17 protein-coding genes are annotated in these 15,717 nt (G+C 49.8%); 16 read left to right on the forward strand and 1 reads right to left on the reverse strand.

Translation table 11 applies throughout. The features are described 5' to 3' along the window. Positions 1-12: 12 nt before the first annotated feature. Positions 13-246, forward strand: coding sequence for a hypothetical protein (locus Q6A92_RS11580; protein ID WP_332238248.1), 234 nt, complete (start codon positions 13-15; stop codon positions 244-246). A 544-nt stretch (positions 247-790) separates the two neighbouring features. After that, positions 791-1,363 (forward strand): TIGR01440 family protein, encoded by a 573-nt coding sequence (locus tag Q6A92_RS11585; RefSeq protein ID WP_274398854.1) that lies wholly within the window; start codon positions 791-793, stop codon positions 1,361-1,363. Positions 1,364-1,574: 211 nt separating this feature from the next. Here the strand turns inward: Q6A92_RS11585 and Q6A92_RS11590 are convergent, their stop codons facing one another. Next, positions 1,575-1,793, reverse strand: coding sequence for a hypothetical protein (locus tag Q6A92_RS11590; protein ID WP_332238249.1), 219 nt, complete (start codon positions 1,791-1,793; stop codon positions 1,575-1,577). Positions 1,794-2,358: 565 nt separating this feature from the next. On the opposite strand from Q6A92_RS11590, the gene glyA reads away from it, so the two are divergent. From glyA to murA, 14 genes are all read left to right on the forward strand, one after another. Further along, on the forward strand, positions 2,359-3,615 hold the full coding sequence (gene glyA / locus Q6A92_RS11595) for a serine hydroxymethyltransferase (protein ID WP_274398850.1): 1,257 nt from the start codon (positions 2,359-2,361) through the stop codon (positions 3,613-3,615). A gap of 216 nt (positions 3,616-3,831) precedes the next feature. Next, on the forward strand, positions 3,832-4,461 hold the full coding sequence (upp, locus tag Q6A92_RS11600) for a uracil phosphoribosyltransferase (protein ID WP_274398848.1): 630 nt from the start codon (positions 3,832-3,834) through the stop codon (positions 4,459-4,461). A gap of 493 nt (positions 4,462-4,954) precedes the next feature. Beyond that, on the forward strand, positions 4,955-5,176 hold the full coding sequence (locus Q6A92_RS11605) for an AtpZ/AtpI family protein (protein ID WP_274398846.1): 222 nt from the start codon (positions 4,955-4,957) through the stop codon (positions 5,174-5,176). A gap of 393 nt (positions 5,177-5,569) precedes the next feature. Then, on the forward strand, positions 5,570-6,310 hold the full coding sequence (gene atpB, locus Q6A92_RS11610; RefSeq protein ID WP_274398845.1) for a F0F1 ATP synthase subunit A: 741 nt from the start codon (positions 5,570-5,572) through the stop codon (positions 6,308-6,310). Between the two features lie 69 nt (positions 6,311-6,379). Further along, positions 6,380-6,604, forward strand: coding sequence for a F0F1 ATP synthase subunit C (gene atpE / locus Q6A92_RS11615; RefSeq protein ID WP_274398843.1), 225 nt, complete (start codon positions 6,380-6,382; stop codon positions 6,602-6,604). Positions 6,605-6,763: 159 nt separating this feature from the next. Beyond that, positions 6,764-7,249 (forward strand): F0F1 ATP synthase subunit B, encoded by a 486-nt coding sequence (atpF, locus tag Q6A92_RS11620; protein WP_274398841.1) that lies wholly within the window; start codon positions 6,764-6,766, stop codon positions 7,247-7,249. Continuing rightward, on the forward strand, positions 7,246-7,785 hold the full coding sequence (locus tag Q6A92_RS11625) for a F0F1 ATP synthase subunit delta (RefSeq protein ID WP_274398839.1): 540 nt from the start codon (positions 7,246-7,248) through the stop codon (positions 7,783-7,785). The genes atpF and Q6A92_RS11625 overlap by 4 nt, the downstream gene beginning before the upstream one ends. A gap of 13 nt (positions 7,786-7,798) precedes the next feature. Beyond that, positions 7,799-9,313, forward strand: a complete 1,515-nt coding sequence (gene atpA / locus Q6A92_RS11630; RefSeq protein ID WP_332238250.1) for a F0F1 ATP synthase subunit alpha — start codon at positions 7,799-7,801, stop codon at positions 9,311-9,313. A gap of 104 nt (positions 9,314-9,417) precedes the next feature. After that, complete coding sequence (atpG, locus tag Q6A92_RS11635) at positions 9,418-10,284, forward strand: ATP synthase F1 subunit gamma (RefSeq protein WP_274398836.1); 867 nt, start codon at positions 9,418-9,420, stop codon at positions 10,282-10,284. Positions 10,285-10,321: 37 nt separating this feature from the next. Then, complete coding sequence (gene atpD / locus Q6A92_RS11640; protein WP_274398834.1) at positions 10,322-11,731, forward strand: F0F1 ATP synthase subunit beta; 1,410 nt, start codon at positions 10,322-10,324, stop codon at positions 11,729-11,731. A 50-nt stretch (positions 11,732-11,781) separates the two neighbouring features. Then, positions 11,782-12,210 carry a F0F1 ATP synthase subunit epsilon gene (locus Q6A92_RS11645; protein ID WP_274398832.1) on the forward strand — a complete coding sequence of 143 codons (429 nt, stop codon included), beginning with the start codon at positions 11,782-11,784 and terminating at the stop codon, positions 12,208-12,210. Positions 12,211-12,784: 574 nt separating this feature from the next. Next, entirely contained in the window at positions 12,785-13,015 is a 231-nt protein-coding gene (locus tag Q6A92_RS11650) for a DUF1146 family protein (RefSeq protein ID WP_274398830.1), read from the forward strand. Positions 13,016-13,144: 129 nt separating this feature from the next. Beyond that, positions 13,145-13,918, forward strand: coding sequence for a YwmB family TATA-box binding protein (locus Q6A92_RS11655; RefSeq protein ID WP_332238251.1), 774 nt, complete (start codon positions 13,145-13,147; stop codon positions 13,916-13,918). 103 nt (positions 13,919-14,021) lie between these two features. After that, positions 14,022-15,356, forward strand: a complete 1,335-nt coding sequence (gene murA, locus Q6A92_RS11660; protein WP_274398826.1) for a UDP-N-acetylglucosamine 1-carboxyvinyltransferase — start codon at positions 14,022-14,024, stop codon at positions 15,354-15,356. Positions 15,357-15,717 lie beyond the last annotated feature (361 nt).

Raw genomic sequence — 15,717 nt, forward strand, 5'->3', positions numbered from 1 at the left:
AGTGATAAATGGGTGACGACCGATAAACATGAGCGGAAGGCCGATAAATCTCAGCTGATGACCGATAAATCGAATAAAACGACTGATAAACCTGTATCGACGACCGATAAACTCAGCATAACGACCGATAAACATGAGCGGGAGGCCGATAAATCTCAGCTGATGACCGGTAAATTGAATAAAACGACTGATAAACCTGTATCGACGACCGATAAACTCAGCGTAACGACCGATAAATTGCGCTGAGAAGAGCAGACACAGGGGAGTCATTCCCGTCATAGCCGAGAATAGCCGGAACGCAGCATTGCCGCTTCCGTGGAGTTTAACCTTCTCGATTCGATGCGTAAGTTCCATGGGACTTTCTCTGCTCCAAGGATAGACGGCCTTAACCCTCCTCTGACAAAAGGAAACAAACTAAAGCAAACTGTGCATATTCTCCTTGTATGTCCCGTTCGCTCCTCTTTTTTTGCGTTGATTTCCGCTTTTTCAACACAGAATTTCCCGGGGAATTGTCGAGAGCGGGCTTAAAAATTTCCGACGGAATGTCGAATCGGTGTCCAGCCGTGCCGGAGGGATTGGTGAAAATCAGATGTTTTGATTCTGTCGGGATTTTTCCGCTTGTGATTGTATCGTCTGCCTTTTTGTAGAGGCGGACGGATTTATTTTATACGCCGGCCCTAGACATGCTTGAACATTCGGCTTCCCACAGATTAGGACATCAATTCGTGCTCAACCTGTTATAATAAACTTAGTAGGCAGAGAACTTCTCTCGAACAAGAAGGGAATGGAAATGGAAGTACTCAATGAGGATATTATAGAAGAAGTAGGTCGGGCACTTCATGATCTTGAGAAAGCGATGGCTTTCGATGCCCGCCATCTGCTTGTTTTAGGGTGCAGCACAAGCGAAGTGGGCGGAAAACGCATTGGTACGTCGGGCTCTATGGACGTGGCGGCGTCGATCTACCGGGCTGTGGCAACCTGCCATGACCGGACAGGCGTGCATTTCGCTTTTCAGTGCTGCGAACACCTGAATCGCGCACTTGTCATGGATCGGAAGATTGCGGAGCAGCGCGGCTACGAACCGGTTACCGTTCGGCCTGTACGGCACGCAGGCGGGGCAATGGCGACTTATGCCTATGAGCATCTGCAGGATCCGGTCGTTGTCGAATTTATCAAAGCGGACGGCGGCATTGACATAGGCGACACACTGATCGGCATGCATCTTAAACCCGTTGCGGTTCCGGTCAGGAGCGGAGTTGTGCACATCGGACACGCGCATATCACCATGGCACGGACTCGGCCGAAACTGATCGGCGGAGAACGTGCCGTCTATCCGGAAGCGGCAAAGGTGTGGAGAATATAGCATAACTGTAAAAAGGGAAAGCGGGCTGCTTTCCCTTTTTACGATTATAGGCTTGTTCTTAGTGATGGATGTCTTAAAAAATTCTTTATGAGTATCTCTTTAGCTCATTTTCCTGCTGTGCCGTCAATGATGAGCAATTGTTTCTGAAACTGTCAATCTCTCGAAAGACGGAGAGCGTTTCCGCAATCAATAAGCTTCCGCAACGACTTGATCAATCGGGTGCAACGGAATCGGGCGCGCCGGCCGGAAGAACCCTGAATCCGGCCGGAAGAACCCTGAATTTGGCCGGAAGAGCCCCGAATTTGGCCGGAAGGAGCCTGAATTTGGCCGGAAGAGCCCCGAATTTGGCCGGAAGGACCTTGAATCCGGCTGATGGCCTTGCAAATCCGGCCGGAAGTTGATAAAACTCCGGCCGCGTTGATCCATCCATCAGACAAGCCTGCTGTTCTGATTACTTGCACTTATTGATTTTGGTTCGTTTACTGTGATTATTTGGCCGTTACTGTTGATCTTCCGCACATTGCTGCCGATTACTGTTGATATTTTGCTTTTTCTGGTGATAAGCCGGCACTTCCTGCCGATTTTCACCACGATTTACAGGAATATGCGGCGAGCCAAGAAAAAGATCGGGTGTTTTCGCCATGCAATGATTGTCCGCGCAGGATATCCTCCTTTTCAGCGGAGTCAAGCGTCGTTCGCCTGAGCATTCAAAAAAAGGCCGGCCCCCGTGCTAAACGGTCGCTTTTCGGAAGACCCGCTGCCGTTTTTAAGCCGCGGCCGGCTGGATACATAAATGGAGGGGATACTCATTAAAAACTTTTTGACCCATAATTGCCGGAAAATTTAAAAACATCCGTGAAATGACGATGATCGGCGGACTTTACGACAGTAAAAAAGTTGAATTTGACAATCAGATGAATTTAATAAAGCTTTTTATCAATAAAATATGATAAACTTTACATGAAAAAGATTTTGAGAGGAGTTGCACACCATTCATGAAGGCAATTGAAGCGCATGATCCCGATGTGTTCCGGGCAATTGAAAAGGAATTAGGGAGACAGAGAAGCAAAATTGAGCTGATTGCTTCGGAGAACTTTGTCAGTCCGGCAGTGCTTGAGGCGGCCGGTTCCGTTCTGACCAACAAGTATGCGGAAGGCTACCCCGGTCATCGCTATTACGGGGGCTGCGAATTTGTCGATATAGTTGAAAACCTGGCAAGAGACCGGGCCCTGAAACTATTCGGTGCCGATCATGTGAATGTTCAGCCCCATTCGGGAGCGCAGGCGAACATGGCTGTCTATGAAACCATACTCGACCCGGGCGATACGGTGCTGGGCATGAGACTGTCGCACGGAGGCCATCTGACGCACGGCAGCCCGGTGAATTTCAGCGGCCGTCTCTATAACTTCGTTGACTACGGCGTCACTAAAGACACGCAGCGGATTGATTTCGACGAAGTAAGAAGTCAGGCGCTTAAATATAAACCGAAGCTGATTGTCGCCGGTGCAAGTGCCTATCCGCGCATCATCGATTTCAAGAAATTCCGTGAAATTGCTGATGAGGTCGGTGCCTATCTGATGGCGGACATGGCGCACATTGCCGGCCTTGTTGCCGCTGGCCTTCATCCAAGCCCTATTCCTTATTGCGATTTTGTCACAACGACAACACACAAGACATTGCGCGGTCCCCGCGGCGGTATGATTTTCTGCAAGGAACGGTTTGCCAAGAAATTGGACAAGGCGATTTTCCCAGGTATTCAAGGTGGGCCTCTGATGCATATTATCGCTGCCAAGGCGGTCGCTTTCGGCGAAGCACTGCAGCCGTCATTTAAGGAGTATGAGGGCCGCATTGTTGCTAACGCAAAGGCTTTTGCCGAGGCACTGCAAAAGCACGGGCTGACTCTTGTTTCCGGCGGAACGGACAATCATCTCGTACTGGTCGATCTGCGCAACCTCGGGATCACCGGAAAAAAGGCGGAAGCCGTACTTGACAGCATCGGCATTACGACAAACAAGAACACCATTCCGTTCGATCCGGAGAAGCCTTTCGTAACGAGCGGCATTCGCATGGGGACGCCGGCCGTTACAACGCGCGGGTTCAATGAAGACGATATGCGGGAAGTCGCATCTGTCATTGCCGGAGCACTGAAAAATCCGGACGATGAGACCGTCCTTGCCGAATCGGCGTCACGTGTCAGAGCGCTGACGGATAAGTATCCGCTCTATACCGAGAAAACAGGCACCGGCGTCTGACAATGTCTGACAATCAGCCGGTTAGGCGCGGGAATGGCCCGTAAAAATGACCGGCGAACCGAATGATACTATGATTGAAAAAATTTGCCGGTTTTTCCGCTGCGTCCCGCTCATCGCGGCGGTCCGGCATTCATTTCAAGGGGGAATCCCCCTTTTATTTATGGACAGATAAAGCAGAACGGAACCCGCATCGTTCCAAAAATGGGGGGCAATTGAATGGGTAAGTTAGTTGTTTTAGATCATCCGCTGATTCAGCATAAACTGACGATGATCCGGGATTACAGGACAGGTACGAAAGCGTTCCGGGAACTGGTGGACGAAGTTGCCACACTGATGGCTTTTGAAATTACACGGGATCTGACCCTTGAAGAGGTGGAAGTCCAGACGCCGGTGGCTAAAGCAAGGGCTTATAGAATAGCCGGAAAGAAAATGGGGATTATACCGATTCTTCGGGCCGGTCTCGGAATGGTCAACGGCATGCTTCAATTGATTCCGGCGGCGAAAGTCGGCCATATCGGCCTGTATCGCGATCCCGATACGCTCAAACCGGTCGAGTATTATGTCAAACTGCCTCAGGATATTTCCGAACGCGACCTGATTGTTGTCGATCCGATGCTGGCAACCGGCGGATCGGCGTCTGCCGCCATCACCTTTCTTAAACAGCACGGCGGTGTCAATATCAAGCTGATGTGCCTGATCGGGGCGCCTGAGGGCGTCCGCGAGGTACAGAAAGTGCATCCGGATGTCGACATTTATCTTGCGGCGCTTGACGAGAAACTGAATGAAAAAGGCTATATCGTTCCCGGACTCGGAGATGCCGGCGACAGGCTGTTTGGAACAAAATAAGGCGAAAAAATGCTGAGAGCGTCATGAAAAAATATTTCGTCCAGCAGTCAATGCATTCGATGTTTATTTTCTTTGTTAAAGATTTGTCACAATTTACGTGTTCAGGTTTCGGTAAATATGTTTAGAATTCTAGGTATAAGGAATAGACCGGCGGAAAACGTCAGGATGAGACATCTTTCTTTATACAGACGTGATATTTATCACAAAAAATCGAAATGATGTTGACATAAAGACAGCGCTTTCGCTAAACTGTAACAGTAGCGGTATTTTTCGAAGAGTGCCGACCGATAATAACTGTATCGAGCTTTTTTTTATTCCTTAAATTTCCAGACTGTTTTTGCAGAATTTATGTCGCATCCTGATTTGTCCGACTCGCCGGCAGCAATAAGCGGCCGGGTGCATAAAATGATGTTCCGGCAGGCAGGGCGGTTTCGTTCCGCTTTCCGGAAAAGCGGTCCGGACGGGGCCGGAAAGCCGTGAAGGGGGTCTGGTTTTGGCTGGGAAAAAGGACATCAAACCGATACAGATGGCTGCAATGGTCAGTGCCATGGGCTTTGAAATTTTTGCATTTATTATCATTGGTGCTCTTATCGGCAAATACCTTGACGGACATTTCGGCTTCTCTCATCTGTGGCTGCCGATTTGTGCCGTTGCCGGTTTTTTCTTCGGTTTGTTCAGCTGCTATTATACGCTGAAATCTTTTATGAAGGACTGAGCCGCTGTCAGGCTGTTTTCGCTGCGGTTTCCGATTTTCGCGTATACTCCCGCTGCTTTTTGGGGTAATCTGGTTTATCAGACCGATGAAGGCGTTCGTGAACGGTTTCTCTTCGGCAGATTAATCAGTTTATATAATCTTTCTATCTTTCTTTTTGACTGAGGATGACAGGCCTCCGGGTTTTGTCAGGTTCCCGCATGAAGGCAGAGCTGCAGATGAAGGCCGTTTTTCCGACGGCTGCAGCCGCTGTACTGACGGGTTGCCGTTTTCCGGTCCTGATTGATTTCCGGTCTTTTGTACTGTCCTTATTGTCCGACTGTATCTTGCTTGTGGCGGTGATGAGTTTTTGCTCTTTAAGAAAAACAGCTTCTTCGGATGAAGGGGGGGAGACTCTTGGATCTGACTCCGAAAGTGAAGTTTCTCGGAATGACATTTGATCTGACGGTCATTATAGGAAGCCTTGTTACGGCCGTAATTGTATTTTTGATTGTCATGGCGCTGACGCGTCGTCTCAGCATCCGTCCGACGGGAAAACAGAACGTGATGGAGTACATCATTGATTTTATCGACGGTATTACCGGCATCATGATGGAAAAGAAGGAATCCTATAAATACATCAGTTTTGCACTGACCACATTTCTTTTCGTCCTGATCGCCAATCTGCTGGGCATTATTGTCATTGCCACGGCGCAGGTTACCGGACCGGTTCCCTCACTCGGGATTACGGCGGATATGCTGAAAACGACTCATACGGTCAGCTGGTTCAAATCACCGACTTCGGATCTGAATGTGACCGTCGCGATGGCCGGCGCCATCATGATCTATGCGCATCTTGCCGGTGCGGTGAAACATCCGCTTGTTTACGCGAGAGATTATTTTAAACCGTATTGGTGGATGTTTCCATTCAACGTCATTGATGAACTGGCAAAGCCGGTCACTCATGCGGCCCGGCTCTGGGCGAATATTTTCGCCGGCGAAGTGCTGATTCTCATTTTACGGGACGGCGCACTGTACCTGACGGCAGTCCCGCTCATTGTGTGGATGGGCTTTTCCGTCTTTGTCGGCTGCATCCAGGCTTACATCTTTACTGTTCTGGCAATGGTTTACATCGGACAGAAAGTGTCCGCAAATTAACCGTCCGGTTACGGGATTTTACACATTTAGTGTGGTACAAAACATAAGACATTTGGGAGGAATCTTTTTATGACTACAATTCTTGCTGGTGCACTCATGATCGGTTTAGGAGCTCTTGCAGCAGGTATCGGCGACAGTATTTTGTTCGCCCGTTATATGGAAGGCATTGCCCGCCAGCCTGAGGCAAGGGGCACTCTGTTCGGCCAGACGATGATCCTTTTCGGTCTGATTGAAGCCCTGCCGATTATTTCCATCGCTTTCGGTATTCTGGTACTCTTCGGACTTGTCGGGTAAGAAAAACGGTCGTGGGAATTTTTCACCCCCGCTTTCTTGTAAAAACCTTTAATGATTTAAGAGACGGGCGCGCGGCGACCGGTGCCGCCCGAGAAATTTCCGAATAGAACAGACAACGATTGATGGCAAAAAACAATTGGCGAAAGGAGTGACCATGCGATGTCATTTTCCTTAGGAACGATTCTTGCCCAGATAGTGATTTTTCTGATTTTGATGGCTCTCGTCGCCTGGAAGGCTGTCGGGCCGGTTGCCGCTATTATGGAAAAGCGTAAAAAATACATCAACAATCAGATCACGGAAGCGGAAAACTCGCGTGAAGAATCGCAAAAATATCTGGCGCAGCAGAAAGTTGAACTGGACAAGGTGCGCGAAGAATCGCGCGCAATGATTGAACAGGCGAAAAAGCAGGCAGCAGCCGAGTCACAGGGTATTATCGATGCGGCCAAAAACCGGTCGGATCGTCTGATCAAAGAAGCATATGAAGAAATCAATCAGGAGAAAGAAAAAGCCGTCGCTTCAATACGTGATGAAGTAGCCGATCTTTCTGTCCTGCTTGCATCCAAATTGCTTGAAAAAGAGATCAATGCGAAAGACTACTCTAAAGAAATCGATCAGCTGATGAAGCAGGTGGGGAATCAGCAATGAGCGAAATTGTAGCTAACCGTTATGCAAAGGCACTCTTTGAAGTCGCGGAAGAACGTGATGCTGTTGATACGATTGAGAGTCAGCTGATTTCCGTTGCGCATGCGATCTCGGAAAATGAAGAGCTTCGCCGGGTATTGCTGCATCCGCAAGTAAACAGCACTGAAAAGAAGGCACTGGTTGACAAGCTGTTCGATAAAGAGGTCGGGCTGGAAGTTATGAACCTCCTGAGACTGCTCATTGATCGTAAACGCGAAGCAATCATCGATGAAGTGCTTGAAGCCTATACGCATATGGCGGACGTCAAACGAGGCATTCTTGATGTGACCGTAACGACTGCCGTCCCTCTGGATGAAGAGGAGCGTCAGGATCTGGCCCGGCGTCTCGGCGACGTTCTCGGAAAGAAGCTGCGTATGCATGCCAAAGTCAAAAAGGAGATTATCGGCGGCATTTTGCTGCGGATCGGCGATCTTCTCTATGACGGCACCATGGCAGGCAGACTTGCAGGCTTCAGACAGGAGATTAAAGTAGGTAAATAGGGGTGAAAATATCGTGAGCATTAAAGCGGAAGAAATCAGCTCATTAATCAAACAGCAGATTGAGAATTATCAATCGACGGTTGAAGTGAGCGAAGTCGGCACAGTGATCACTGTCGGCGACGGAATTGCCCGCGTCCACGGCCTTGACAGCATCATGTCGGGCGAGCTTGTCGAATTTTCCAACGGTGTCATGGGCATGGCCCAGAACCTTGCAGAAGATAACGTTGGTATCGTCATTCTCGGCCCTTTCACGGGCATTCATGAAGGGGACGAAGTCAAGCGTACCGGCCGGATTATGGAAGTTCCCGTCGGTGAAGCACTGCTCGGACGTGTCGTCAATCCGCTCGGTCAGCCGATTGACGGCAAGGGACCGATCCATACGGATAAAACCCGTCCGGTTGAAAAAAAGGCACCCGGCGTTATGCAGCGGAAACACGTTTCCGAACCTCTGCAAACCGGGATTAAATCGATTGACGCGATGATTCCGATCGGCCGCGGACAGCGTGAGTTGATCATCGGCGACCGTCAGACCGGTAAAACAGCGATCGCAATCGACACGATCATTAATCAGAAAGACCAGGATGTAATCAGCATCTATGTCGCCATCGGACAGAAGGAATCAACCGTTGCCGGCGTTGTGAATACGTTGAAAGATTACGGAGTTATGGAAAAGACGATCGTCGTTTCGGCCGGAGCTTCCGAACCCGCTCCGTTGCTTTATCTGGCGCCTTATGCCGGTGTAGCGATGGGCGAGGAGTTCATGTACAACGGCAAACATGTGCTGATTGTCTATGATGACTTGTCAAAACAAGCGGCGGCATACCGTGAACTTTCCTTGCTGCTTCGCCGTCCGCCGGGCCGTGAAGCGTTCCCTGGGGATGTTTTCTACCTTCATTCCCGGCTGCTTGAGCGGGCGGCAAAATTAAGCGACAAACTCGGCGGCGGTTCGATTACGGCCCTGCCGATTATTGAAACACAGGCCGGAGATATCTCAGCCTACATTCCGACAAATGTGATCTCGATCACCGACGGCCAGATCTTTCTGGAGTCGAACCTCTTCTATTCAGGCGTGCGGCCGGCAGTCGATGCCGGGACCTCGGTTTCCCGTGTCGGCGGCGACGCGCAGGTTAAGGCGATGAAGAAAGTAGCCGGAACGCTCAAGCTGGACCTTGCTTCTTACCGTGAATTGGAGGCATTTTCCCAATTCGGATCCGATTTGGACAAGGCGACGAGAGCCAAACTGGATAGAGGCGCCCGTACGGTAGAAATCCTGAAACAGGATCTGCACAATCCGTATCCGGTCGAGAATCAGGTTGTCATTCTTTATGCGCTGACAAAAGGTTACGTTGACGATGTAGCCATCTCCGATATCAAGCGTTTCGAAAAAGAACTGCTTGCCTATCTGAAACAGAACAATGCCGATATTCTGGATAATATTCATCAGAGCGGTGAACTTCCGGATGCGGAAGCTTTTGAAACAGCGATAAAAGCCTTTAAAAGGACATTTGTGGCCTCAGATACCCAATAAAAGCAGCTGCATGGATTCTTTTATTTCAAACATAATTGCAGGATGAGCCTCTTACACACGTAAGCTGCTCGATTTAACAACCTTGCAAAGGTGGTGAACGGAACATGCCTTCAGTGCGTGACATCAAGGAAAAAATCGCATCCACAAAGCAAATGAGCAAAATAACCAAAGCGATGCAGATGGTATCGGCGGCTAAACTGAATCATGCACAGAGCAACGCCCAGGCTTATTCAGCCTATGCGGATAAACTCAGAGAAGTCGTTGCGAGTATAGCCAGCACTGCCAAGGGGAGCGGCATCAGGCATCCGATGCTTCAAAGCCGGCCGGTAAAGAAAACGGCTTATCTGGTCGTTACTGCCGACCGCGGCCTTGCCGGCGCCTATAACGGCAACGTGCTGAAATACACACAGGAGCTGATTCAGGAGAAGCATCAGTCCAAGGATGAATATACGGTCATCGTCACCGGTAAGGTCGGGCTGAATTATTTTACGAAACGCGGTTATCCAGTCGCGTTCAGTAAAACCGCTCTGCCCGACAATCTCTCATTTGATGATGTGATCGGTATTGCAAAGGATGCGGTCGCGCTTTTCAGCGACAAGAAGATTGATGAACTGCACCTGATCTACAACCATTTTGTCAACGCCATTTCGCAGCGGCTGGTTAATACTCAAGTGCTTCCGCTGACTAATCTTGAAGAAAAGCCGGTAAAGAGGGCAGTCTATTTATATGAGCCTGACGAAGACGAGGTTCTGGCGGCGCTGCTGCCTCTTTATGCGGAAGGACAAATTTACGGAGCGCTTCTTGACGCCAAGGCGGCGGAACATGCGGCGCGAATGACGGCGATGAGAAGTGCATCGGATAATGCAAACGAAATTATCGATCGTCTGTCCCTGTCCTTTAACCGTGCGCGTCAGGCCGCAATTACTCAGGAAATTACCGAAATTGTCGGCGGCGCTGCCGCCCTCGAATAAATTTAATGCTGGAAAAATGCTGATAGGAGGTAGTGTGATGAACAAAGGGTATGTAACTCAGGTTACAGGACCGGTCGTCGACGTTAAGTTTGAACGCGGTCGTTTGCCTGAAATCTACAACGCTTTGACTATTAATTATAAAGCCAAGTCCTCCAACGAAACGGATATCCATCTGACGCTTGAAGTGGCCCTTCACCTCGGCGATGATTCTGTCCGGACGATTGCCATGGACTCTACGGACGGACTGGTCCGCGGTATGGAAGCTGTCGATACGGGCGCACCGATTTCCGTTCCCGTTGGTGATGCAACACTTGGCCGTGTTTTCAATGTTCTCGGCGAGCCGATCGACGGCAAGCCGATCGCTGAAGACGTCCAAAGAAACGTTATTCACAGAGATCCCCCGAAATTTGAAGAACTGTCGACCGAAACGGAAGTACTTGAAACGGGAATTAAGGTTATCGACCTTCTGACGCCGTACATTAAAGGCGGAAAAATCGGGCTGTTCGGCGGTGCCGGAGTCGGCAAGACGGTGCTGATTCAGGAACTGATCCATAACATTGCCGAGGAACACGGCGGTGTGTCCGTTTTTGCCGGTGTTGGCGAGCGGACCCGTGAAGGAAACGACTTATACTTTGAAATGACCGATTCCGGAGTTATCAAAAAGACAGCGATGGTGTTCGGCCAAATGAACGAGCCGCCGGGTGCCCGTATGCGCGTGGGACTTTCCGGTCTGACCATGGCCGAATATTTCCGCGATGCAGAAGGTCAGGACGTGCTGCTGTTTATTGACAACATTTTCCGTTTCACACAGGCCGGTTCCGAAGTGTCCGCTCTGCTCGGACGTCTTCCTTCCGCCGTCGGCTATCAGCCGACGCTGGCCACTGAAATGGGCCGCCTGCAGGAACGGATCACGTCGACAAATAAGGGCTCTGTAACGTCGATTCAGGCCGTGTATGTGCCTGCCGACGATTATACCGATCCCGCTCCGGCAACCACGTTCTCACACCTTGACGCAACAACGAACCTGGAACGCTCACTGACGCAGATCGGTATTTATCCTGCCGTCGATCCGCTGGCGTCGACATCGCGTGCGCTCGCTCCGGAGATAGTCGGCGAAGAGCACTACGAAATTGCCGAACGTGTTCAGCAGACACTGCAGAAGTACCGCGAACTTCAAGATATTATTGCGATTCTCGGCATGGACGAACTTTCCGATGAAGACAAGCTGACTGTCAGCCGTGCCCGCCGCATCCAGTTCTTCCTTGGCCAGAACTTCCACGTTGCCGAACAGTTCACCGGCGTTCCGGGATCTTATGTTCCGGTTGAGGAAACGATAAAGGGATTCAAGGGCATCCTCGACGGCAAATATGACGATGTTCCCGAAGAAGCCTTCCGGAACACCGGAACGATGAAAGATGTTCTGGAAAGAGCGAAACAACTGGCCTGATCTGTCCGGGATCGGATGAATCGGTCAGACCATCAAAAGGGGGCTTGCAGATGAGTACAGTGCATACGGATATCGTCACACCCGCGGGCAAGATCTATGAAGGAGACGTTCACATGGTATGCGTGCGGGCGACGAGCGGCGAGATGGGGATACTCCCGCATCATATGCCGATTGTCGCTCCTCTTGAAATCGCCCTGGTTCGCTTAAAACACGAAAATGAAGAAAATGTTGATTATGCGGCCGTTCACGGCGGATTTATCCAGGTGGCTCCTGATCGGATCTCGATTCTCTCGGAAGCTGCCGAAATGAAAGATCAGATTGATGTCGAAAGGGCGCAGAAAGCCCGCGATGAGGCTCAGAAGGCGCTCAGCACGTTGCACGAGAGCTCGGAAGGTTATGCGGCGGCTCTGCTGAAACTCAAACGAGCCGAATTGCGTCTGAGTACGGCCGCCATCAAAGAAAAAGTCCAGGAAAGCTGATTACAGGGAGAGGCAGTCGGCCTTTCCGATAAAGGGCGTCTCAAAGCCGGTATTTCGACTTTTGAGGCGCTCTTCTTTTTTTAGCTGCCGGTCTGTCTGAAAAAGCGGACGCGATCCTATTTGTTCATTTTTTGTTTAGAAATAACCGATATAATGAATTTATCGGCGAATTTCCGGCATGCAGGCCTGGTAAATGTTGCAAACCTCTGCGGACCGATTCGGTTTCGATTTTGTAACAATATCGGGAAATACCGCAATTTCAAGTAATGAAATTGTAACAAAATGCTTTTTTTCGACATCATGTATTAATTCTGAAAAAACAATCATCGTTAAAAGTATGGTCATTTTATGTCAATCGCGTTAGAATATACACAGGTCAATCAAGATTATTCTTGTATTACTGTTATATTACATTTGTGTAACAGACAAGGAGATGGCTGGTAAGTTTCCACTTTTGGCCTGCTTTTGCAAGTATGCTGCTTTTCATTAACCGGATTTAAGCGGCAATCTGTGCTGAAGCGCAGAAGTGGGAGGGAGCAATACATATTTAAGGCTCAGGCAGGTGTCAAAGATCATGAATGTCGGCCTACAGGCCCTGATCAGTCTCCTGGTTCATCTGATTACGCTGGTTCTGACGTGGTGGGCGCTCCAAGGCCTCAAAATTGACGATTTGTTTCGTCATCCGAAAAGCCCGCAAGTGAGAGTTCTGTATGTTCTCCTGGCTATTGCCATCAGCTATCCGGTAGCCGAGTTCTTTCTCAGCTATATAGACTGGTCGCTGACGCTGCCTAAGATTTACGGCTGAACATTTCTCGAGGCAGGAGGAAAAAGCGGTCGATTAGGCGCGAATCAACGCCTGTGCTGACGAAAAGTTCCAAGTATACCTTCCTCTCTCTAAAGGAAATACTGAAAAAGGGAGAGGGGCGTGAAATATATGTTTCGGAACTTATTGTTCGCACTGGCTGCTTTTTTAATCGCTTCGCTGATTTTCAGCGGAACCTATGCAGGCAAGGCGGCTGACAACAGCACTTTTACCGGACGAACGGATGCAATGGATCGTGTTCCTTTGTTTGTTAAAGCACTGAAGGAGCGTTCCGCAGCAGTCGACAGTTGGACGGTCTATGCGCGCGAGCAACAGCAGGCCATGGACAATGAAGGGGAATTTCAGGAAAAGGCCGGTCAGATGACTGGAAAGTTTGCCGGTTACGCTTGGCATAAAATCGGGAAAAAGGATGAGTACACAGGCTGGGAAGGCGTAAAAAAATCAAAGCCGTCAGGAACGGAAATCAGAATAACTTATCTTGCTTATCCTGTCGGCAGCCGTCTGCAAACGGCCTTGCTCTACCAATTCCAAAGTCATTCATTTCAGGCGGACCGGTGGCCGGCTCAAGAACAGCAAATGAAGAAAGATACGGCTGAAATTTTCAGCGGACAAGAGCAATTCTTCTCTTGTGTAAAGGCCCATGGGAGTGATAAAATGAGTCTTGGCTTATCTGAAGAAGGAGAACGCTATCTGAAGCTGTTTTCAGCTGTTCCCATTGAACAAGTGGATGAAAAAACGTTTGTATCGATATCCGCATATACTAAGACATGGAACGATGGCATTTATTCCGGAAAACAAAAAATGAATCTTCAGGTGGCTTTAAGAAATGACGATGGCCGTGTCGCCATCACTTTGGGCACGCCAATCATTACGGTTGAATATTAATGTAGAGTATGGTTTCCAAGAAACGGAACCGCTATGCACTGGATGTAGCACGGAGGGCACTTCCGGATCGAGCGAGAGATAAATGGACGCGGAGGGGAAAAGTTTGGAGAAAATTATTGTTCGTGGAGGGAAACGGCTTTCTGGCTCAGTTAAAATTGAAGGCGCGAAAAACGCTGTACTTCCCGTAATTGCCGCTTCGCTGCTGGCAAACGAAGGCATAAGCACAATATATAATGTACCGGAACTGGCTGATGTATACACGATAAACGAAGTCTTGCGCTATTTGAACACATCGGTAAGTTATAAAAACGGAACGATTACCGTCAATGCGGTGGCCGAATTATTAACGGAAGCTCCTTTTGAGTATGTACGGAAAATGCGGGCGTCTTTTCTTGTCATGGGTCCTCTCCTGGCAAGGATCGGTCATGCCAAAATCGCTCTTCCCGGCGGGTGTGCAATCGGATCCAGGCCGATTGATCAGCATCTTAAAGGATTTGAAGCGATGGGCGCAGACGTGACGATCGGGAACGGCTGTATTGAAGCACGCGTCGACGGAAGACTGAAGGGTTCGATCATCTGTCTCGACTTCCCGAGTGTCGGCGCCACAGAAAATATCATTATGGCGGCCTCGCTGGCAAAAGGCGAAACAATCCTCGATAATGCGGCATGCGAGCCGGAAATCGTCAGTCTGGCACAGTACCTCAACGCGATGGGTGCAAAAGTGAGCGGCGCCGGCACAAGCAAAATCAGAATCATCGGTGTTGATCAGCTGCACGGTGCGGAACACACCATTCTGCCCGATCGGATTGAAGCAGGAACGTACATGATTGCCGCAGCCATTACAGGCGGCAATGTACTGGTTGAAAATGCCGAAGCGGATGCGCTGCGCCCTCTGATCGCCAAATTGCGCGAAATGGGCGTTGAAGTGGATCAGGAACTGGGCGGTATCCGTGTCATTGGGACGGATCATTTGCAGGCTGTAGATGTTAAGACAATGCCTCATCCGGGTTTCCCGACGGATCTGCAGGCGCCGATGATGGCGTTGCTTCTTAAAGCAGCCGGAACCTCCGTCATAACGGAAACGGTATTTGAAAATCGTTTTATGCATGTCGAAGAATTTCGGAGGATGAACGCCTCGATCAAGATTGACGGCCGTTCTGCCATTGTCAGCGCTCCGTGCGATCTGCAGGGGGCCGAAGTAGCGGCTACCGATCTGCGCGCCGGAGCGGCGCTTGTGATTGCGGGCCTTGCCGCCAAGGGCTATACACGTGTCAATGGCCTGCACCATATCGACCGCGGTTACGTCGATCTGGCGGGGAAAATGCGGGCACTCGGCGCCGAGATTGAACGCGTGCGTGTTGAAGAAGCGGAACAGCCCGCAGCGGCTGTCGCGGAGCCGCTGGGAACACAGATCGGAATCAATCCGAAATTTGCATAATCAAATCAAAAGATCTGACGGAGATGCGGTGATAAAACCGGCGTCTCTTTTTTTTACCCCAAGATAAAACGGGGCTCACGCAGTACGACTATCGTCTGAAATATCAATCCTCCATACATATATCGGCCGTTAGCAGTGAAATGTTGATTGTTGCCGGGATTTTTATCGGCTGTCGAAGGAGAACATAGCCTTTTAAGCCGATAGACCGCCGTATATGAGCAAAGAAGATGCCGAAGTTTTTGTAACGGCGGCGGGCTCTGCCCACTCAGCATTATATGCCTCCTAAATTTATTTAGACCGGATTCGTCAATAAAAAGCGAGGCTCCCGATCCGACGTTGAAGGGTGCAGAGCGGCTGCCGG

Source organism: Sporolactobacillus sp. KGMB 08714, assembly GCF_036598985.1.
In the GTDB taxonomy this organism is placed as follows: Bacteria; Bacillota; Bacilli; order Bacillales; family Sporolactobacillaceae; genus Sporolactobacillus.

Bases quoted from the DNA above. Each gene is read 5' to 3' on its own strand.
- Q6A92_RS11585 (WP_274398854.1), top strand. From the start codon at position 791: ATGGAAGTACTCAATGAGGATATTATAGAAGAAGTAGGTCGGGCACTT.
- Q6A92_RS11590 (WP_332238249.1), bottom strand. From the start codon at position 1,793: ATGGATGGATCAACGCGGCCGGAGTTTTATCAACTTCCGGCCGGATTT.
- glyA (WP_274398850.1), top strand. From the start codon at position 2,359: ATGAAGGCAATTGAAGCGCATGATCCCGATGTGTTCCGGGCAATTGAA.
- upp (WP_274398848.1), top strand. From the start codon at position 3,832: ATGGGTAAGTTAGTTGTTTTAGATCATCCGCTGATTCAGCATAAACTG.
- atpE (WP_274398843.1), top strand. From the start codon at position 6,380: ATGACTACAATTCTTGCTGGTGCACTCATGATCGGTTTAGGAGCTCTT.
- atpF (WP_274398841.1), top strand. From the start codon at position 6,764: ATGTCATTTTCCTTAGGAACGATTCTTGCCCAGATAGTGATTTTTCTG.
- Q6A92_RS11625 (WP_274398839.1), top strand. From the start codon at position 7,246: ATGAGCGAAATTGTAGCTAACCGTTATGCAAAGGCACTCTTTGAAGTC.
- atpG (WP_274398836.1), top strand. From the start codon at position 9,418: ATGCCTTCAGTGCGTGACATCAAGGAAAAAATCGCATCCACAAAGCAA.
- atpD (WP_274398834.1), top strand. From the start codon at position 10,322: ATGAACAAAGGGTATGTAACTCAGGTTACAGGACCGGTCGTCGACGTT.
- Q6A92_RS11645 (WP_274398832.1), top strand. From the start codon at position 11,782: ATGAGTACAGTGCATACGGATATCGTCACACCCGCGGGCAAGATCTAT.
- Q6A92_RS11650 (WP_274398830.1), top strand. From the start codon at position 12,785: ATGAATGTCGGCCTACAGGCCCTGATCAGTCTCCTGGTTCATCTGATT.
- Q6A92_RS11655 (WP_332238251.1), top strand. From the start codon at position 13,145: ATGTTTCGGAACTTATTGTTCGCACTGGCTGCTTTTTTAATCGCTTCG.